General features: G+C 70.0%; 19 protein-coding genes and 1 pseudogene. 11 read left to right on the top strand and 9 right to left on the bottom strand.

The genetic code is table 11. From position 1 onward, the window contains the following. Positions 1–865: 865 nt before the first annotated feature. From OG799_RS16455 to OG799_RS16445, 3 genes are all read right to left on the bottom strand, one after another. Positions 866–1759 (bottom strand): hypothetical protein, encoded by an 894-nt coding sequence (locus OG799_RS16455; protein WP_406045907.1) that lies wholly within the window; start codon positions 1757–1759, stop codon positions 866–868. Between the two features lie 11 nt (positions 1760–1770). Beyond that, the gene (locus OG799_RS16450; protein WP_406045906.1) at positions 1771–3024 is read right to left on the bottom strand and encodes a hypothetical protein; all 1254 of its coding nucleotides are present in this window, start codon (positions 3022–3024) and stop codon (positions 1771–1773) included. Between the two features lie 165 nt (positions 3025–3189). Further along, positions 3190–4929, bottom strand: coding sequence for a plasmid pRiA4b ORF-3 family protein (locus OG799_RS16445; RefSeq protein WP_406045905.1), 1740 nt, complete (start codon positions 4927–4929; stop codon positions 3190–3192). Between the two features lie 213 nt (positions 4930–5142). Between OG799_RS16445 and OG799_RS16440 the strand changes: the two genes are divergently transcribed. From OG799_RS16440 to OG799_RS16410, 7 genes are all read left to right on the top strand, one after another. Next, positions 5143–6891: a hypothetical protein gene (locus OG799_RS16440; protein ID WP_406045904.1), complete on the top strand. Its 1749-nt coding sequence runs from the start codon at positions 5143–5145 to the stop codon at positions 6889–6891. Positions 6892–6893: 2 nt separating this feature from the next. Beyond that, on the top strand, positions 6894–7310 hold the full coding sequence (locus tag OG799_RS16435; RefSeq protein ID WP_406045903.1) for a hypothetical protein: 417 nt from the start codon (positions 6894–6896) through the stop codon (positions 7308–7310). Next, positions 7307–8767 carry a hypothetical protein gene (locus tag OG799_RS16430; RefSeq protein WP_406045902.1) on the top strand — a complete coding sequence of 487 codons (1461 nt, stop codon included), beginning with the start codon at positions 7307–7309 and terminating at the stop codon, positions 8765–8767. Before OG799_RS16435 ends, OG799_RS16430 begins: the two co-directional genes overlap by 4 nt. Before the next feature lie 85 nt (positions 8768–8852). Next, positions 8853–10064, top strand: a complete 1212-nt coding sequence (locus OG799_RS16425; protein WP_406045901.1) for a hypothetical protein — start codon at positions 8853–8855, stop codon at positions 10062–10064. Between the two features lie 198 nt (positions 10065–10262). After that, positions 10263–10637 carry a hypothetical protein gene (locus OG799_RS16420; protein WP_406045900.1) on the top strand — a complete coding sequence of 125 codons (375 nt, stop codon included), beginning with the start codon at positions 10263–10265 and terminating at the stop codon, positions 10635–10637. Positions 10638–10663: 26 nt separating this feature from the next. Continuing rightward, positions 10664–11752 carry a DUF6880 family protein gene (locus tag OG799_RS16415; protein WP_406045899.1) on the top strand — a complete coding sequence of 363 codons (1089 nt, stop codon included), beginning with the start codon at positions 10664–10666 and terminating at the stop codon, positions 11750–11752. Beyond that, on the top strand, positions 11740–11892 hold the full coding sequence (locus OG799_RS16410; RefSeq protein WP_406045898.1) for a hypothetical protein: 153 nt from the start codon (positions 11740–11742) through the stop codon (positions 11890–11892). Before OG799_RS16415 ends, OG799_RS16410 begins: the two co-directional genes overlap by 13 nt. 49 nt (positions 11893–11941) lie before the next feature. Here the strand turns inward: OG799_RS16410 and OG799_RS16405 are convergent. Further along, a pseudogene (locus tag OG799_RS16405) lies at positions 11942–12337 on the bottom strand (recombinase family protein); the annotation flags it as partial. On the opposite strand from OG799_RS16405, the gene OG799_RS16400 reads away from it, so the two are divergent. Next, positions 12305–12553 (top strand): hypothetical protein, encoded by a 249-nt coding sequence (locus tag OG799_RS16400; RefSeq protein ID WP_406045897.1) that lies wholly within the window; start codon positions 12305–12307, stop codon positions 12551–12553. The pseudogene OG799_RS16405 and the gene OG799_RS16400 overlap by 33 nt on opposite strands. A 31-nt stretch (positions 12554–12584) precedes the next feature. Here OG799_RS16400 and OG799_RS16395 read toward each other — a convergent pair whose 3' ends face one another. The 5 genes from OG799_RS16395 to OG799_RS16375 form a co-directional block, all read right to left on the bottom strand. After that, positions 12585–13469, bottom strand: a complete 885-nt coding sequence (locus tag OG799_RS16395; RefSeq protein WP_406045896.1) for an IS3 family transposase — start codon at positions 13467–13469, stop codon at positions 12585–12587. Next, on the bottom strand, positions 13466–13765 hold the full coding sequence (locus tag OG799_RS16390; RefSeq protein ID WP_406036412.1) for a transposase: 300 nt from the start codon (positions 13763–13765) through the stop codon (positions 13466–13468). Before OG799_RS16390 ends, OG799_RS16395 begins: the two co-directional genes overlap by 4 nt. A 63-nt stretch (positions 13766–13828) precedes the next feature. Continuing rightward, positions 13829–14161: a hypothetical protein gene (locus OG799_RS16385; protein ID WP_406045895.1), complete on the bottom strand. Its 333-nt coding sequence runs from the start codon at positions 14159–14161 to the stop codon at positions 13829–13831. A 542-nt stretch (positions 14162–14703) separates the two neighbouring features. Then, entirely contained in the window at positions 14704–15543 is an 840-nt protein-coding gene (locus tag OG799_RS16380) for an IS5 family transposase (protein WP_406045894.1), read from the bottom strand. 136 nt (positions 15544–15679) lie between these two features. Then, a complete protein-coding gene (locus OG799_RS16375; RefSeq protein ID WP_406045893.1) occupies positions 15680–16975 on the bottom strand; it encodes a YibE/F family protein in 1296 nt (431 codons plus the stop codon). Positions 16976–17234: 259 nt separating this feature from the next. Here OG799_RS16375 and OG799_RS16370 point away from each other — a divergent pair, with 259 nt between their 5' ends. From OG799_RS16370 to OG799_RS16360, 3 genes are all read left to right on the top strand, one after another. Next, positions 17235–17669, top strand: coding sequence for a MarR family winged helix-turn-helix transcriptional regulator (locus OG799_RS16370; RefSeq protein WP_406045892.1), 435 nt, complete (start codon positions 17235–17237; stop codon positions 17667–17669). Then, on the top strand, positions 17666–18100 hold the full coding sequence (locus OG799_RS16365) for a hypothetical protein (RefSeq protein ID WP_406045891.1): 435 nt from the start codon (positions 17666–17668) through the stop codon (positions 18098–18100). The genes OG799_RS16370 and OG799_RS16365 overlap by 4 nt, the downstream gene beginning before the upstream one ends. 61 nt (positions 18101–18161) lie before the next feature. Continuing rightward, positions 18162–18716, top strand: a complete 555-nt coding sequence (locus tag OG799_RS16360; RefSeq protein ID WP_406045890.1) for a hypothetical protein — start codon at positions 18162–18164, stop codon at positions 18714–18716. Positions 18717–19373 lie beyond the last annotated feature (657 nt).

Raw genomic sequence — 19373 nt, 5'->3', positions numbered from 1 at the left:
GCAGGCTCTCATCGCGGGGCCGAGCGAGTCATCCATGCCGGACGAGGACCAGCAGCCTGAGCGGCTGTCGGGTGGTGGCTGCTCGCTATATCCGGGCAGCACTGTCGCCGGGGCGTAGACGTTCGATGGGGATTGTGTGGTCATGTGGCCCGGCCTGCTCGGCGGGTGGTTACGAGGTGCGGTCCCGGACCCGAGAGGCCGGGCCGAAGGTGCTGGAGAACGTGCCGTAGCCCTGAGCGCCGATGAGAGACCGGCCGGGTCCGGCGATGGCCTTGTAGCCGTACGGGCGCGGTTCGGTGGTCGAGATGATCTGCCCGGTCGTGGGTGTCGACGATGGCGCAAATCCCGATGCCGCTGCCCACGTCGTCGATGCCGGTCAGGATGCGGTCACCAGCTACCAGCAGCGGCTGCCAGTGATCCACCTCCAGGGTCGAAGGCGTCCAGCTTTCTTGGGCCGGACCTGCCATCCGGTGGTTTCGCCAGCTTCGACCACCCCCGGGAAGGAACCGCCGCGAGGGGTAGGGGCGTCGACCAGATCGTGTCACCGTTTGCGCTATGGCGGGCTAGGCGCGCAGCGCCGCCGTTGCGAACCTGACGGCGCGGCGCTGTGGGCAGCCACACGGTGGCGCTACCGTACGTCTCCTTCCGTTACACGCACACGTTCGCCTCGGACGGCTTGGAGGTGTGGTCTGATTCCACGCTCAGGTTCCGCAGTCAAGCAGAGGTTGAGCAGACCCTGGCGACCAACGGTTTCACCACCTCGACGTGCGAGAGGCGCCGGACCGGCCTGGACGGGAGTACGTCTTCGTGGCGCAACGAACGCCCTGACCGCACCGGCACCGCACGCCGGACCTGCGTAGCGGGGCTACCAGCGGGCGGATGGACTGACCGTGCCCGCGTACTCGCCGAGGAGATCGGTGTACATGTCGACGTCCAGGGTGTCGTAGTGGCAGCGTTCGACGAGCCGGTTCAGCCGCTCGGCGATCTCGTCCGGGTCGAGGTTGAGGCGTTCGCACAGGTCACGGTGTGCGCAGACGAGCGGCTCAGTGATTTCCTCCGGTTCGGTGCGGGTGATGTGGTAGGCGTCGCGGAGATGTCCGGATAGTTCGTCCCAGACGAGGATGGCCTCCTCAACCAGTTCAAGCGCAGTAGAGGTCGCGGGGCGGGCGCACAGGATCTCGACTTCGGCGGCCAAACGGTGACCAGCGGTCTCCACATCGGAGATCTGCCACCGGCTACCGGTGGTCGCCTTCGACGCGTCCCGGATAGCAGCGCGGAAGTCGGCGAGACCGGACTCGTCGGCGCCGTCGAGCATGCCGGCCTCGCCCAGCAACAGGGTGGCGAACAGTCGGTCCCGAACCGCGTGCCCCGCCACAAGGTCCGCCAACTGGCGCGGCGCGAGCCGCTGCACCGCCTCAAGGTACTCGGCGCGTTCGGGCTCCGCGGGGACGGCGCCGGGTGGGGTTGCGGCGCCGGAGAAGGCGACGCCCGCGTTGAACGCGGTCAACGCTGTCGCGACCGCGTGCGCGCACAAGTCATCCCCGATGATCCCGCAATCGCAATCGCCGATAAACACCCCGTCAACGATGCCCACCCACGGCTGGAAGGCGGCGCTGCGGTCGCGTACCACCGCCTGGACACCGCCGCCGGCCTGCTCCACCTCACCAACGCTGTCGTCGGTCAGCAGCCGTGCCGCAGCCTCACCCACGGCCGTAGGGATCGAATCACGAAACGCCTCAACGTCGATGCGGACCGCCACGGGCGTACACGCTACCGGTCGGACGATAGGGGGGCGGCGTCGAGCTTGGCCAGGAACGTCGGCCGGCGGCGATGTTCTGCGCGTAACGCCTGCAGGTATGCGTCGAACCGCGCGGTCTCACCGGTTGCCGTGTACGCCTCGCGTAGGCTGCGCAGCAGCGTGATCGCCTTGTCGTAGCGGCGTTTGTCGTACGAGTCGAGCAGTTGGGCGTCGATGAGCGCCCGGTAGGGTTCCCGCACCTCGGCCGGGTGGGTCCGCCGCCGCAGCTCCAGCAGCTCGACGCGTTGCCGGGCGGGCAGCTCGTCCAGCCGAGCCAGCCCGGTGTGCCACGCCTCGTCATCACGGCCGGCCAGCACCAGCGCGTCGATCAGATGCGGCAGATATCCCACCTGCCGTGCGGCGCGCTCGCGCACCACCGCCAACGCCCACTCGGTGTGGGCGGCTTCTCGATCAGTCTCGGCCACCGTCGCCAGCAGCGACCGGAGGTTGTCGATCGTCGGCTGGGCATCGAACGCTGTCCGGCGCTCGGCCACCGCCGTCGCGGGTTCACCAGTCTCGATCAGCAGCCGTACCAGCAGGTCGCGCAGTTCCGCCGCCTGGTAGCCGGACTCGTACTCGGCGAGTCCGCGTCGGGCCCAGTCGATCGCCTCGGCGGGCCGCTGTGCCTGCGCCAATACCCGTACGATCCGCCCGTACTGGTCGGCGCTGGCCAGATGCTCCGCCAGCACCCGCACGTGGCGGTCCACGTCGCCGGAGACCTCGGCCAACTGCTCCCGCAGATACCGCACCGCCCACTGCTGATGCCGGTCATCGGGGTCAGCCGCGGCGGCACGCTCGTCGATCAACCGCGCGACCTCGGCCAAACCCTTCGCCCCCAACGCCGGTGCCCACTCGCTCAGCACCACATCCGGCCAGCCGGGGCCGTCGCACACCAACTTCACCAGCCACGCCGCCAGCCCGGCGGGCCGAGGCGGGGCGGCCCGGCACGCCTGGGCGTAGACCTCCATCAGGTTGGCGAGGTCGTTGCCGAGCACCCCGGAGGAGCTGTCCATGTACATCAGGGCGCTCGTCATCCGGTCGACCGCCTTGCGCAGCACCGGTACCGCGACCGCCGCCTCATCAGCGTCGATCAGCCTCGCGCAGCGGTCCGCGACCTCACGCGCGGCCCGCGAGTAGGCATCCCGGCCCGCGTACGGGTCACGGCGACGATCTCGCCGCAACCGGTCCACCAGCACGGTCAACTCGTTCGCGTCCTCCGCCCTCACCGGTACATCACACCAGAACGCGCACGACACCTCGGGCAAGCCAAGCGGCATGGCGCGGGCCGCCGCGACGGCACGCTCCCCAGCGCGGCGGGCGCCGGACGCGGGCCAGGGCGGCGGGCGAGGGAACGGGAGACTGATCTGGCCCGCTGTCCGATGCTGGCACGGTCACTGGTCCTGGTCATCCGGCTCAACGGGTTGGCCGATCCTGGCCAGACGACGATTCGTTGCGACCAGCTCGAATGGCTCTGGGTCCTGCGGCTCCTCCTCGGACGGATACTCCACAGGGGAGTCGCCGGCAAACGCGATACAGATCGGGTACGCCGCTTCCGGTCCGCACTCGTGAACCTTCTCCAGCGTGACCTCATGCCACCAGCTCGCGCCGAAGTCGTACTCGTAGCGGACCTTCTTGGTCGCGCCGGTGAACACGTCCCGCAACCGGATCTCGAACTCGTCGGCCATCTCCGAGTCACGCAGATCGAACAACGGGTCGCTGTACCGCTTGCCACCGACCTCGAACATGTGCAGGTGGTCACCGTCCCACCCGAACAGCTCCTGAATCACGGCATGTAGGTCACCGAACGTGGCGATGGCCGGCACCAGCACCCTCCGCCAGATCGACGGAGACCAACGCATCAGCACAACCTTGAGCTGGTACACCTGGTCGACCGAGCGGGCAACGCCCGAGGACACGAACGCGGTCAGCGCGGCAGCCACCCGCCCCGCGTCGGGATGGTCACACCCGGCCACCGCGTCCAGGCGCGACTGCAGGTCCGTGCCCGGGATCCGGTCGTACACCAGCGCCAGCGCCTCATCGGGGCCGGGCCCCTCCAGGGAGGCCGCGGCATGCTCGACCGCCAGCCACCGCGCGTCGACCGGGGCCAGACGCGGCCCCTCGCCGTCCCAGGCGGCCAGCGTCGCCCGGGCATGTGGCCCCAATTCCGGGATTCGCTCGGCCTCCCGCCACACTCCCAGCGCCTGCTCGCCCAGCCCGTCAGCCACGTCGCCCGCCCCGATCCGGGCCGCCGCCGACACCCCGGCCGCAGCCGTCAGCAGCTCCCGCGCCGCGTCGGCCGCCGGCCGTGGCTCCAGCCACCGCCACGCGGCGGACCACGGATCCACCCCCCGGCGCACGCAATCGGCCAGCAGTTCGACCACCTCGTTGGCGGGTAGGTCCGCGGTTATCCGCCGAGGCCGATCCGCCCGCGCGCACGCCCGTGCCCACTGGCCCAGCCCGGTCACCGCAACCGTCCGGGTGCTGGTGCCGGTCACCGCCCCCAACCGGCCCAGCAGATCCACCATCCCGGCGAACCGGTCGCCGGTCACCGAATCCACATACTGGGTGAGCACGTGAAACGGCACGTGGTCGGACCGGTCGCCGTCTTCCTCCTGCTCCTCGACGACTTCGACCAGCCAGTGCCACAGATGGCGCGGGTCCAGGCAGTCCCGGGTGGCCACCACCTCCAGGAACGCGAACGCGAGGGTGGCCACGCCCTGCTCGTACCGGGGATCGGACTCGACCGTGCACACCGCGCGGAACCCGGCCAGCCACGCGTCGAGGACCTCGGCGTCCCCCAACGATGGCCACTGCTCCAGCACCGGCCCAGCCACAGCGACGGAGCCGGTGATCTTCAACAGTCCCGAGCCGAGGGCAAAGCTCCAGGGCCGGTGCAGCACGGGCACATCCGCCGCGGTCCGTACCCTGGCCGGCACCGGCACCCCCAGCACGGCCCCGGCGGCAGCAACATCAGCGCGACGCAACACACGGCTGGCCGTCACCGGCCGGCCGTCACGTCCCACCCAGCGCGCCAGCTCGCATGCCTGATCGGCCATCATGCAACCACGGGCCAGGCGCCCCGCACCGGCGACGTCGACAGGAGCTTCCACTGCGAGGGGCTGCGGATCCATCCGGCGACCCTATCCGCGCCCGTTCGAGGACATCGAAGCGAGGTGGGCCGGCGGTCCGGAGCAGAACGACGACCGCGGTCTGGGGCCTGCCGCCACGGCTACCAGCCATCGCCGGCCCGCCACGGCCGTTGTTCCCGCTGCCGGCAGCGAACTGACGGCCGGTAGGGTCACGATGCCGCCACTGGCGGGGGGAAGCGAGGAGGTTCGAAGATCATGCGGCTGTCGACCCGATCTACCCCGCAGGGGCTGGGTGAGTTCCTGGCGGTGTTGGAGCAGCGGCTGGCGGCCCTGCCCGTCGAGGACCTGCGTGCCGCCCTCGTCGCCCACGCCGAACGGTTGTCCGCCAGCAACCGGGAGGCATTTCTGGCAATCTTCCCCGCCCCCGGTGCGGGGGCCTGCCAAGTACCCGGCCCCCGCTTGGCCCCCTGCCCCGACGGTACGCGGTTGCTGGCCGACATCGACGCCTTCGTCGACCGGGTGCGCTCCGGGGCGTTCTTCGAGGGGTGGGGATGGGACGACGAACTGCACGAGGAGCGGGCCTGGGGCGACGAGTCGTGGGTCGCAGAGATGGACGACCTGTTCGCCGCGGCCGCCGACGCGTTCCTCGCTGGTGATCTCGCCCTGGCCAAGGACGCCTACGGCCGACTGCTGGGTGCGTTCGACCTCGACCAGGAGGTCGGCGCGTTCTGCGGGTCCGAAAATGCCCCGGACATGGTCGCCACCGACGTCCCCGAGGCTGTCGCCCGCCACCTGCGGGCCGTCTACGAAACCACCCCGCTGCCCGAGCGCGCCGAACAGCTCCACGACCGGTACGCCGACCTGCGCCACCTCGCCCCCGGAACGAGCCTGCGCACGATCGCCGCTACCCGGCGCAGCGGCCTACCCGACGTGGACGACTTCCTGCCTGCCTGGATCGATGTACTCACCGAGGAGACCAGCGGGTACCAGGCTCGCGACCGCCAGCGGCTGCTGACCGAGGCCACCGTGTGGCACGCGGGCACCGACGGGCTGGCCACGGTGGCCCGCCGGCCCGGAGACCACCAGCCCACCGCGTACCTGGACTGGATCGACGCGCTCACCAGCGACGGCCGCATCTCCGACGCCGCCGCTGCCGCCCGGGAGGCCTTGACCGGCACGGGCTGGCCCGGCGAGCGCACGGCCGAGGTCGCCGACCGGCTGGGCACGCTGTCCACCCGCCTCGGCGACCCGCGGGCCGCGCTCGACGCCCACCGCACGGCGTGGCGCACCCACCCCAACCGCAACCGGCTGCTGACCCTGGTCACGGCGGCCGACGCCGCAGGCCAACGCGCCGAGGTCCTGGCGGCCGAGGCCGACCTGGTTGCGACAATCCCCGACCGGCTCGGCTGCGAACTGCTGCTGCTGGCCGACCGTACCGACACCGCCGCCACCGCCCTGGCGGTATCCGACCCTCTGGGCTGGTCCGATCCCGACCATCCCGGCCCGGTCGTGTGGCCCTACCTGCTGGCCGCCGCGGTCGCCCCGGCCGTTCCCGCCGCCGACACCCAACTCGACCAGCAGTTCGCCGCCATCGACACCGCCGGCCGCTGGTACGCCAACACCGCCGTCGACCTGCCCGACGACGAGCCCGGCGAGCCGTCCGGCGCCCCGTCTCGCCTGTCGGTCCTGCTGGCGTGCCACATCGCCGACCATCCTGGCAGCCCCCAGCAGCGCCAGCAGTGGCTCGACGTAGCGCGGGGTGTCGTCGCCCAGCGCGTCGACGCCGTCGTGAGCAACAAACACCGCGGCGCCTACCAGCGGGTCGCGGTCCTTGCCGTCGCCTATGCCGAGGCACTGGCCCTCGCCGGCAACCAGGCCGCCGCAGCCGCGTTCCTCACCGGTACCCGCAGCCGCTATCCCCGGCACGTCGCATTCCGCGACGAACTCGACCGGGCCACGGCCGCCTCGCCGCTGCTGCCAGCACCACCGGCGCGCCGACGGTAGCCGTGAACCCCGCCAACCACGCCAGGCTCGAACGGAAGATCGCCGCAGTCGCCGCGTCAGCGCTGTCAGCCCGGCAGGTCGTCACCCCGGTCGAGATCCTCACCGGTATCGGTTGGCTGAACACCGCCCAGGTCGAGGACTGGCGCCGAGGCCGCGTACCGTACCTGGAACGGGTAGCCACCGCCAACCTCGCAAAGCTCAGCACCGCCCTGCGCCTGCTGCACGGCTGGGCGCAGCGCAACCAGCTCACCCCGAGCGAGACCAGCTACGTCGCCTGGACCCGCGACCGCCACCGGCTGCGGTTCACCAAGACCGGTGACGCCAACCTCGAACGTGCCTACCGCACCCATTGGATCTCACCAATCCTGGCCGAGGCCAAACGCGCCAGGTGGAGTGAGGGAGTACGGTGCCGGCCATGAGCTTCGCCGGAGAAGAACTGTACGCGGATCTGCCAGCCGCGCTCCGCCGGCTGCTGGATACCCCGCCGCTCACTGAGAAGAAGCTGCTCGAGCTCGGCGTCACCTGGCCTGGCCTGGCGGGCGCGCGGGCGCGGGTGGCCGGCCTGCTGCGCGTCTTTGTGATCACCTGGGATCCGCTCGAACACCAGGCGTCACGGCCAGAGGGCTTCGCCACCCTCAACGCCGACCATGACGGATCGGAGCTGGTGGTGTACCTGCCGATCTGGTCGCTGGTCGACTCGGCCCGCACGCAACGCACCACGATCTGCGCCGTCATCGGTACGATGGCTGGCTCGGCCGTCGCCACAGCCGCCAGTATCGCGGACACTCCCTCAGAAGCCGTCACGGCTACCCGCCGCCCCATGGGCCGGGGTCGGACCACCGACGCCAACGATCTGCTCGCCGACCGCGCGGGCGGTACGGCGTTGGGAGCCCCAGTGATCGACCTGGTCTCCCCCGGGTGGGAGGCCATCGGGCTCGGCGCCATCACCGACATCGTCAAGCACGCCTTCGGGCCGGTCGACCTGGACCGCTCGCCCGTCGCGCTGGCAGCGGCAGCCCAGCGCCAGGTTGGCTGCCCCGCCTGCGCCAGACGGCGATTCGGTTTCCCCGCCGACCTGGCCGAGTCCCAGGCCCGGATGTGCCCGCCCCACCGCGTCAAGGCTGATACGGTCATCCGCGCCCGCGTGGCCAGGGCCAATGCCAGCAACCCCGACGGGTGGGCCGCGATCACCGACGCCTCCAGCCGGATCGATCGTCCCCACCTGCCCGGTGGCCTGGCGACCAAGCTCGCCAACGCCCCTCAGGGCATGTATGTCGTTCCGGAACCAGCCGAACTGGTCGATCGCGCCCGCCTCGTCATCGAGGCAGCCGGCTGGTTCCCCGGCTGCGCCAACGACTTCGCCGTCGCCTTGGGCGAGGAGCCTGACCTGGCCGGTTTCCTGCCCGACTGGCTGGTCAACCTCGTGGCAGACCTCGGCCGTGCCGGCCTGGGCGCCGAGGCGGTGGCCGTCGGCGACGCTCTGGCCACGGTCGATCCCGGCCTGCGCAGCATGCTCGACGGCGACGTCGGGGTGGCATTGGCGCGGGCCGGCCTGGTCGACCAGACCCTGGCCAAGATCGAAGACAATGTGACCCGATGGCCCGACGACTTCTGGATCCGGATACACGCCGGCGATGCTCTCCTGGCCCTCGGCGACCCAGGAGGGGCAGCAACACACTTCCATGCCGCTGTGGACCTGGCCGAGCGGGACGACGACTTCGAGGCCCGCTCCGAAGCAATCGAACGACTCCAACGGCTCGAACGCCTCAACCGGCCCGAACGGCGTGGTTCGAAACCGGAGCCGGGCAGCCGCCCCACCAACCAGCGCAACCAGAAGACCGGCGGCGGCCGATCCCGGCGCAAGCGCAAACGATAGAGTATCCGAACAGCGTGGTTCGCCGTTCCTCACGGCTCTGCCCGGGCACAAGGGACGCACCGAGGCTCTCTGGCATCATCGCCCGATGAACCAGGGCGCCCCAGACCCCACCGCCACCGCCTCACAAGACGACTTGCTCCCACGCAGTGGTCCGCTGAAGGCAGCGCTCGTCGCCTTCGGTCAGAGCCAGCGCTTCACCGGGGAGTTCCGTTCGGCCTACGCCAACCGGTTCGCCACGGCCGAGCCCAGCAGCGAGGCCGACTACATCAACTGTCTGGACCGCTTCGTGCTGGAGCACCGCACCCGCGACGGTCGCACGATCGTGGAACAGTTCGTCGCGTCCCGGCCCGACCTGCCGGAGGCTGAACGCGCCATGCTCCTAGGCTGGGCGAAGGCGGTCGAGGGCATCTTCGAGGTCGAGCGCCATGACGGCGACACCGCAATCATGGTCAACCTGGTCGACGAACTCACCTACCGGGTCCGCTCCAACCTAGGTCCGCAACTGCTCAAGCAGCTCGTACCGGAGACCATCGTGTGGGCCAGGGTCGTGCCGCTCGGCAATGAATGGCTGCTGTCCGGAGCGCTCAACTCCGCGCCACCCGAAGGTCGCCGCGAGATGCGCCGGGCCGCAGCCGAGCTGGCCAACACCTGCCCAGCCGCAGTGTTCCGCAACCCGGACAAGCTCGCCCTCGGCTGGGAACTCCATCGCCGACTACACGAGCACTTCGTCGAGTTTTTCGGTGCCGACTTGGCCGTCGTCACCGGGCACGAACTCGCCGACCGGATGGCAGGGTTCTGGAACTATCACGCCACACGGATCAGTGCTGGTCAGAGTCCGGCGCCTGGTCAGACGACATCGTCCAAGAACCGGGACGCCCCAGACGAAGAGCAGCCGCCTCCGGTACCCCAGATGTCGATGTCCTCCGATTTCGAACAGGCCGAGACCGTCGGCATCATGTTCGACGAGGTCGAAGGGCTGTGGTTCCTGCCGGAGTACCGGCTCGTCCGCGACGTGTTCGCCGACCCGGCCCTGATCGCCGGCCGCCGCTACCGGGACGCGGTCAGCGGGTATCTCAAGAGCCAGAGCATCCCCCCGATCGTGCTGCGCAGGCTCGCCGAGCAGGATCCAGACCGAGCCGGCCGGGTCTTCGCCCGCCTGCTGGGCAAGCCCCGCTTCACCTGGCAGCGCGAGGGGGAGGCGCTGCTGCGGCGGTACAAGACGCGATTCCTCGACCGTGCGCCGCTGCCCGGCGTCACCCCGCTGAGCAACCGGCAGCGGGCGTTCCTGCGCCCCTGACCCCAACCGCGCCAAGCGACGGACCCCTGGCCGGTCTCGCCGACGGCAGCACGGCCGCGGGGCGCACGCGGCGGATCCAGAAGCCGAGTGCTGCGACTCCGCGACGATGTCCATACGATGCCCGCATGACAGCGCGGGAACGGGCATCGGCCGTTGGGTCATTCCCGGCGGCGACACGCGGGACGCGGAGGGACCCGGATGACGAAACTGGCAGACTTCACCGGACGGTGGAGGATCACGTCGATGGAGTTGTGGGTTACCGACGTCATCGACCTGGTGGAGCCCGCGTTCATCGAGTTCGACCGTGATCGGACTGGGCGGTTCGGGTTCATCGCCGTCGATGGGTGGATGGACTGCCGCGAGGCGACCCGCGACGGACAGGCCCACGTCGAGTTCACCTGGGAGGGTAGCGACGAGGGCGACCACGTCAGCGGTCGTGGCTGGGCCAGCCTCGCCGACGACGGCACGCTCGACGGTCGCATCTTCTTCCACCTCGGCGACGACTCGGGCTTCCACGCGGTCCGCGCCGAGCCCCAGCCGACCAGCAGACGTTCCCGACGGAGGTCCCGGTGAGCACCACGAGTAATCATCCGGACCCCATGGAAGCTGAGATCGAACACGCCCTCGATCCAGGCCGGTTCGTGTCCGACCAGGGCTGCTTCCGATTCGTCGACGGCCTCGAACAGGTCGCGGCGGCCATCGGCCGGCTCGTCACCGACGATCCCGAGCGGGCGGCCACCCTGTACGAGACGTTCCTGGCCGGGTGCTACGAGAAGGCCGAAGAGGTCGACGACTCCAGCGGCAGCTTCGGTATGTTCGCCCAGAGCTTGATCAGTGGCTGGATCACGGCTCGCCAGGCCGCCGAGGCATGCCCGCAGCAGACCACGGCCCACCTGCTGGCCTGGATGGACAACGACCAGTACGGCTTCTGCCACCGGCTGGAACGCGAGATCGCCACCGTCCTCGACGAGGCCGGCCTCGCGGCGTTCATCGACCAGATCCGGAGCCGGTTCGAAGCCGCCGACCGGACCACCACGAGTTCTGTCGAGTCGGATCAGGCCGCCCGTCGACGACGGGCCGAAACGCTACGGTGGGCCGAGACGCTACGGTGCCTGTGCGCCGCCCAAGGTGACCTCAATGCATACGTCGAACTCGCCGGGCGCACCGGCCTGACCACCGACGACTGCCTCACGGTCGCGAACCTACTGGTCACCCGAGGCGACCCCGCCCAGGCTCTGTCCTGGGTGGAGCGCGGCCTGGAACTCGACGCCCACCGGCCGTACCCATCCTTCGCCGCGCACAGCCTCACCGAGCTCAAGCCCCGGCTCCTGGCCGACCTTGGTCACGGTGAGCAGGCGCTGGAGACGGCCTGGGCCGACTATCGCAGGCACCCCGACCGGTACTCCTACGACCACCTGATGACGTTCGTCCCCCAAGCCGAGCGCCCCGCCTGGCACGACAGAGCCATCTCCGCGGCCCTGGACGGCAACCGCTACCTGCCTGCGGTGATGGAACTGCTGCTGCACACCGACGAGACCGGACGCCTCGGGCACCTGGCCGCCCGCACCTCCGACAGTTCGCTGGAAGGCATCGGCCACCACGCGGCAGAAAAGCCGGCACCGCGCTGGAACCAGGCCACCCCGGCGAGGCCGCCAGGATCTGGCGGGCTCAGGGCATGCGCATCCTGAAGGGGAGCAAGAGCAGGTACTACGGCGCCGCGCTGCGGTACTTCGAACACGCCAAGCGCTGCTACCGGCAGGCAGACCAGCCAGCCGAGTGGCAGCAGGTGGCGTGGGTGCGGCAGTCAGGCAGTCCGGTCGGGAGATGATCCATTGCGGGGCGGCGTTCGCGCGCTGGACCTCGCGGTGCCGCGCGATGGTGCCGTCCGGCTCGACGTCGTCCTGGCCGGCGCGTTGGCGGTTCCACACCTGGCGGCCGGTGTAGCGGGGGTTGCCCAGGATCGCCGCGACGGTGGTGAGCATCCAGCGTTGGCCGCTGCGGTGCGGGTTGCGTGCCGGGTCGGCGCCGGACGGACACGGCACGCCGTAGTCGTTGAGATCGCGGGTGATGCTGGCCACGCTGCGGCCGGCGAGCCGTTGGGCGAAGATCCACCTCACGTGGGGTGCGGTCGCCGGGTCGGGTTCCAAGCGGTGCAGGCGCCGGCCCCAGGCGGCGTGGGCGCGGTTCGGGTGCGGGCCGGCGTCGACGAGTCGGTAGCCGTAGGGCGGCCGGCCGCCGAGATGTCGACACTGCAGCTCGGCTTGGGCGCGCATGGCCGCGCTGGTGCGGTGCCGCGCCCGGGACACCTCCCGCTGGGAGTGCACGCCCAGCAGGTCCAGCAGCGCCACCTGTCGGGGGTTGTCGAAGTCCACCGGCCCGTAGGTCTCGGGCAGCCACAGCTGCACGCCGTGCTTGACGAGGGTGGGGGTCAGCTGTTCGAGCTGCTGGCCGTGGAAAGCGCGTTCGTACTCGCCGACGACGATCGCTGAGCTTCCACCCCGGGACCGGACACCGGGGTTCTCACGCTGCGAGGGCGTGGGTGTGACGATACCCGAGGCGGGCCTCGGTGGGTGTGCGGTATCCAATGGTCGAATGTAGACGGTTTGTGTTGTAGTAGGCCAGGTAGGCGAAGACCGCTTGGCGAGCGGCGGCGCGGGTGGGCCAGACCTTGGTGCCGACCTCGGTTTTCAGGGTCGCGAAGAAGCTTTCCGCGGCCGCATTGTCATAGCAAGATCCAGTACGGCCCATCGATGCCCGTAGCCGATGTCTGCGCAGGCAGCGGCGGAACTCGGTGGAGGTGTACTGGGATCCGCGGTCCGAGTGGAAGATCGCGCCCTTGCCGGTCAGGCCCCGGCGGGCGGCCAGGGTGATCGCGTTGCAGGCCAGCTCGGCGCGCATGTGCTCGGCCATCGCGTGCCCGACCACCTCGCGGGTGTGCAGGTCGATGACGGTGGCCAGATACAGCCAGCCCTCCTCGGTGGGCAGGTGCGTGATGTCGCCGACCAGCTTCTCGCCCGGCGCGGCGGCGGTGAAGCCCCTGCCGAGCAGATCCGGGGCCGGTGGCGCGGTCACATCCTGCTTGGTCAGCGATCGGCGTCGCCGGCGCGTGAAGCCCACGATCCCGCGCTGACGCATGATCCGCTCGACCTTCTTGCGGTTGACCCGCCGGCCGCGCCGGCGTAGCTCCACCGTCACGCGCGGGGACCCGTACGCCTGTCGGTGCGCCGCGTGGATCGCGGTGATCTCCGCAGCGAGCGCGTCCTCGTCCTGCTCACGCTGCTCGCGGGCCTCCGCGGCGTGCAACCACTCGTAGAAGCCCTGGCGGCGCACCCGCAGGACTCGACACAGCCGCGTGACGCCGTAGGTGGCGCGCTCGGCGGAGATGAAGCGGTAGCGGCTGGTCAATGCCCCATCTCCTTGGCAAAATATTGGGCTGCCTTGCGGAGAATGTCCTTCTCCAGCTCCAGCTCCCGCACCCGAGCACGCAGCTTGCGCAGCTCTTCGCGCTCGGTGAGCGTCAACTCGGGCTCCGCGGACCGGCCGCCGGCCTCCCTACGCTCCTCGGCCCGGACCCAACCACGCAGCGTCTCATGGTTGACGCCCAGGTCACGGGCTATCTGCCGCAACGGCGAGTCCGACGAACGGACCAACGCCACCGCGTCCTTACGGAACTGCTCGGTGTACTGCGAGGGACGTGCCACCAGGGCATCCTTCCTCCTGGCTCATCTGCCAGGGATCAGGGTGTCCGGCCCGAGGGGGGAAGCTCACGCGTCGAACCCGCGTGCTGGGTCCGCCACGGCGGCGAGTAGCCGTGACGCTTGCGGCCGGTCCGGCCAGGCCACCCGGCGGGAGACACCCTCGTCGAAGAACTCGGCCACGATCCGACCATGGCCGGCGACAAGGTCCTCGGCGTGGTCGCGCTGCCAAAGGCACGACGACGCCCGATCCTGGAAGTCGACCGTGGACATCCGCCCGTAGAACGCGAACCGCAGCCCATCCGCCAGCGGAATGAATCGCTGCGGCCGGACCTTGCGCTGCTGGGCAGCCCACGATGCGAGAGTGGCCTGTCCTGGGATTGTGTTCGCCCGCGTCGCCATAGGACCTCCACGATCGGTACGCCTGCCCGTCATGGCCTCGATGTGTAGGCTAGGTGCAGCGGGCCGGATTGTGGAGTTCTGTCACTCCTTCGTGTATTTGCGGCGTCCGCTGGTGGTGATGTTGGGCGTTGCCGCTTACGTCAAAGACCAGGTATGCCCACACGCCGAGCAGCCCGAGATCGCTGTCGCGCAAGGTGAAAACGAGTGTGCCCCGGGAACGCCGTCTCGCCTGCGGCTGGCCGGCGACGGGCCGAGCAGGTCACCGGCGGGCCCACCCGCGCCCGAACCTGTGTCAATGCTCGGTCGACGTGGTGGGCCGCTGGCGGCTCGCTCCCCAGGAGGGCGGGAGACGTCAGATCGTTCGCGTGCGCGTGGGCCTCATCATCCGCTGAGGGCCGGACACCACCGAGTGGCGGATACCGGCCGGCGTGAAACCCGACACCCCGGGGTCCGCGCCGGCCGGCCATCACGGCACTCTCCGCATCAGCACAACGCCCGGTCGGTCACCGCTGAAGGTGCCCTTAAGGGCGTCCGCCAGTAGGTCATCGGATGCGAGGGCTACGGGGTCGGGTGTCCCACCGGTAGTGCTTCCACGCTCGCACGATGAGGCTACGGATGGTGATGAGGATGCAGACTGCGGCGAGGTAGAAATCCACGCATGCGCGGCGTCGTTCGGTGTTGCGTCTGATCTTGCCGAAGTTGTTGCACCAGGAGTTCGTGCGCTCGATCACCCAACGGCCACCGTGCTGGATGGGGGTCTTCTCATCCTTGGGTGCGATCTCCGACTGAAGTCCATGTGCGTCGATGACGTCGCGGGCGGGACCGTTGTCGTAGCCGGCGTCCAGGTGCAGGCGGGCGTCGTCGGGTAGTGGCCCGACCTGGGCGAGGGTGTCCAGTGTGGCGTCGAGCAGGGCGTGGTCGGGTCGATTGGCCGGTGCTGGCACGGTGCCCAGTGGGATGCCGTACCCGTCGGCGACCTGTGATCGTTTGATGCCGTCCTTGGCCCGGTCCACCGGGCTGGGCCCGGCGCATTCGCCGCCGGAAGGCGCCTTGGTGATGCAGCCGTCCAGAGGAAGGTCTTGAAGGTCGAGGCCGATCATCCGGTCGTAGGCCGCCAGTGCGATCAGCCGCAACTGTTCCATGATCCCCAGGCCGATCCACTCGTCGCGGCGACAGCGCAATGTGGTCGCTGAGCAGGTCTCATCGCCGATGCGTTCGTAGCTGGCGCCGAAGACGAGGACCTCGATCAGCTTGTCGAACACGACAGTGTCATCGATGCGTTGACGGTGACAGCCCAGCGGATGTGTCACAACGCGTTCGGGAAGCAGAGCGAGGAACTGGGTGCGAAACGGGTCGAGGATGCATGATGGGACGGCGGGCACAGAGCCTCCAGCGATCGCAGAGCGTAGACAACTCGATGATCACTGACTCTGTGCCCGTTTCGCTACTCCGCGTCCCCGCCGTCACCTACTGGCGGACGCTCTAAGATCCACAGCCCGGCTGGCACCCCCACGGGTGTCACCATCGGGTGTCTCCTTCGGCGAAGGCGACCCAGGGGTCCTCGCGTGGCGGCGCGTGTCGTTCCGGCTGCGCCCGGTCGGCGCCGACCAGGCCGGTGTCGCGGGCACGGCTGGCGACAAGGGCCGCGAGGGCGGTGGTGATGGGGACGGCCGTGATCAGCCCGATGGTGCCCACCGCGCTGCGGACGAGTTCCTGGGCGACCAGTTCGCCGGTGAGCAGGTCGCCGACGGGGGTGTTGCCGGCGGCGAAGAGCAGCATCAGCGGAAGGGACGCGCCGGCGTAGGCCAGCACGATGGTGTTGATGACGGAGGCGATGTGTGCCCGGCCGATGCGGGTGCCCGCACGGTAGAGCTCCCGGAAGCGGTAGGACGGGTTGGCCGCGGCCAGTTCGGTGACGGTGGCCGACTGGGTCACGGTGACGTCGTCGAGCACGCCGAGGGATCCGATGACGATGCCGGCGAGCAGCAGGCCGCGCATGTCGACGTTCTGGTAGGCGATGGACAGGTAGCTGGCTGTCTCGTCGGCGACCCCGGACAGGTGGGCGGCGGTGGTGGCCGCTGCGGACAGCAGGGCGGTGATGGTGAGGCTGACCAGGGTGCCGGCGACGGCGACGGAGGTGGTCGTGGTGAACCCGTGGGTCAGGTAGAGGACGGTGAGCATGATGGCGGCGGAGCCGACGACGGCGACGAGCACCGGTGATCGGCCGTCGAGGATGGCGGGGATGATGAACAGCAGCAGGACGGCGAAGGTGACGGCGAGGCCGGCCAGCGCGGTCACGCCCCGCCAGCGAGCGAAGGCGATGACGGCGAGGGCGAAGGCCGCGCCGAGCAGCCACAGCTGGTGGGAGCGCTGGAAGTCGATGATCGAGTAGCTCTTGCCGCCGCCGGTGGGGTCGTCGAGCAGGAGCAGGGTGACCTTGTCGCCGGCGTGCAGCCGGGGCGCGCCGGGACCGGACGGTATGTCGGTGGTGACGTCGGTGCCGGCGTCCCGGCCGCTGGTGAGGGTGACGGTGACCGATCCGCACGCGATGGTGGGCGTTGACGGCCCTGGCGCCTCCTCGTTCTCGCCTTCGGCTGCGGGACAGGATTGGGGTGAGACCGTGCGGATCTGCCCGAGGACCCGGGGTGGCTCGTCGGTGGCTTCCGCCTGGGGGGTGTGGTGCGGCCAGAGCAGCAGCATGCCCACGGCGGTGAGCAGCACCGCGGGGGTGAGGAGCAGCAGGGTCAGCCTGCGCCGTGCCGGGGTTGCGGGTTGGCGTCCCTGAGGGTGGTCGTGGTGGTGGGCGAAGCTCACGGGACACTCCTCGACGGTCAGGGACGCGGGCCGGCGAACCCGGTTTCGTCAGCCCCTCGCGGCGGTTCAGCATGGTCGAGGCGAGCCGGTCGGACAACCCCGACCCGGCGTGGCTCCTCGCCCGGGTCGCGGGGCGCGAAGGAGAAGGGCCTCGACAGGCCGTCCGGGTTGGACGTGCTCGAGTATCGAACGCTTACGAGTTGGGGAGCGATTCGGGTCGACTTGCAAGAGTTACTACGACATCGTATATTCCAAAATCGTGACTTCGTTCTCTACGCCGCCCCAGCAGTCGGCGCTGCTCGCGCTGCAGCGCGCCACTCATGCCACCCTGCAGATACTCACCGCCGAGCTGGTCGACCTCGATCTGACCGCTTCCGAGATCAACGCGATGGCTATCCTCGCGGACGGCCACGGCCGCACCATCTCCGAGCTCGGAACCGCGGCCGGCACCCGCCCGACCACACTGACCAGCGTGCTGGACCGATTGGAGCGCCGCGGCCACATCACGCGCGGCACCCGCCCGGGCGACCGCCGGGTCGTGGTCATCGGGCTGACCTCCTCCGGCCGCCTCGCCGCCGACACAATCCGCCAGACCCTGACCGAGGTGGAAGCCCGCGCGCTCGACGGCCTGCCCGCCGAGGCCATCGCCGACTTCCACACCGTCCTGCGCGCCCTGGCTGACGTGTCCTCATGACCCCAACCGAATCCGAGGCACCCCGGGACACCTGCCTCTTCGATGAGCTGATGGCCGAGGTGACGGCATCCGCCGGCATCTTCGGCCACCGCGAGCACGTCCACCTGACCTGGCTGGCGGTGCGCCGTGTCGGCATGCCCACGGCCATAGCCCTGGTCAGCGACGGTATCCAGCGCACCGCCCGCTACGCGGGAGTGCCCCAGAAATACCACACCACCGTCAGCCAGGCCTGGGTGGAGCTGGTAGCCCACCATGCGGCCGAGCACGAGCTGCCGGATTTCGCGGCCTTCGCCGAACGGCATCCCGCGCTGCTCGACAAGCGCCTGCTCACCCGTTTCTACCGCTCCGCGACGATGGCCAGTGCCCAGGCCCGAACCAGCTGGGTCGAGCCCGACCTTGCCCCGTTCCCTTGGATGGCCCGCAACCGGTAGCGGCCGGAAAACACCGGCTTCACCGGTAGCCACGCCAAGAACCGAACGGACGAGGCGAATTGTGAGTCACGCCTGGGCCCGCGCGGCCCTGTCCCACCCTGCCCTGTCCGGCATCTCCCGTGCCCACCTCGGCGCGTTGCTCGAACAGCTCGCACCGAGGTGGGGCTCGGCACGCGAGTCGGCCTTGCGCGAGCGCCGCGGCGGGGACCGGCAGCGGGCCGCCGGCGCGGGCCCCCGACACCAGTTGGTGTTCACCGATCGGCTGCTGGTCCACCTACGCCACCAACTGCCGCACGCGGCTCTGGCCGAACTCTACGGGGTGGACCGCTCAGTCTCCGCCGCGATCCGCGAGGTCAGGCCGCTGCTGGCCGCTCGCGGCTTCGCCGTCCCCGACCGGCCGGGCCTGCGGCTGCGGACCCTGGAGGACCTGTTCGCCTACGCCAATGCCGAGGGCGTCGACCTGCGAATCGACGGCACCGAGGTGCAGGTCCGCCGGCCCCGGGCCGGCCGGCCCGGCCGCAAGGCGTTCGTCTCCGGCAAAGAAGATGTCGGCAGAACACCATCAAAACCACCACTTTCAGCGACCGGCAGGGCCGCACCCTGTTCTCCGGCGTAATCCGGCCGGGCCGGATGCACGACCAGACAGCCGTGCGCACCGAGGGCATCGCCGAGCAGTTCCGCCGCTGTCCGAAGGTGAAGGCCGAAGTCGACGAAGGCTACCGGGGCCTGGCCAACGATTTCCCCAACCAGGTGACCGCCCCGCCGGGAAAACCCAAGAAGGACGCCTTGCTCGGCGATCACCACAACTGGCGCGAGACGCGCCGCCAGTCCTCCAGCCGGATCTGCGCACCAACGCCGAGTACAAGCAGTGGCCCCCCTTCAGCGATACACCGGCCGCCGCGAGACCTACGCCGAAACCCACCTGGCGATCGCCGGGCTGGTCTCCGACCGATCCGCCCTTCGGACCACACGCGACACCGAACTGGTGCTCGCCCGGCAAACCACCTGCTGACCAACCATCAGCCGAAGCGCAGGCCGACATGCCCCGACCTCAATCGCTCCGGCCAATTCGTTACGTGCAGTGTTTGAGCACGTCCAGGACGAGTGAGACAGCCGGCACGCCGGTGAGCGCGTATGCATTCGACCCTGGACGCGGTAGCGGCGCATGAGGCGGGCGTGGCGCTGGTGCCGAAGCTGATGGGACACACGTGGGGGTCGGTAGCTGCAGCGCGCCGCTGAGTTCGGTGACGCAGGCGTCGGCTCGCGTGAGCTG

It is taken from the genome of Micromonospora sp. NBC_00898 (genome assembly GCF_045207895.1).
GTDB lineage: Bacteria > Actinomycetota > Actinomycetes > Mycobacteriales > Micromonosporaceae > Micromonospora.
This window is presented reverse-complemented; position numbering and strand designations above follow the sequence as displayed.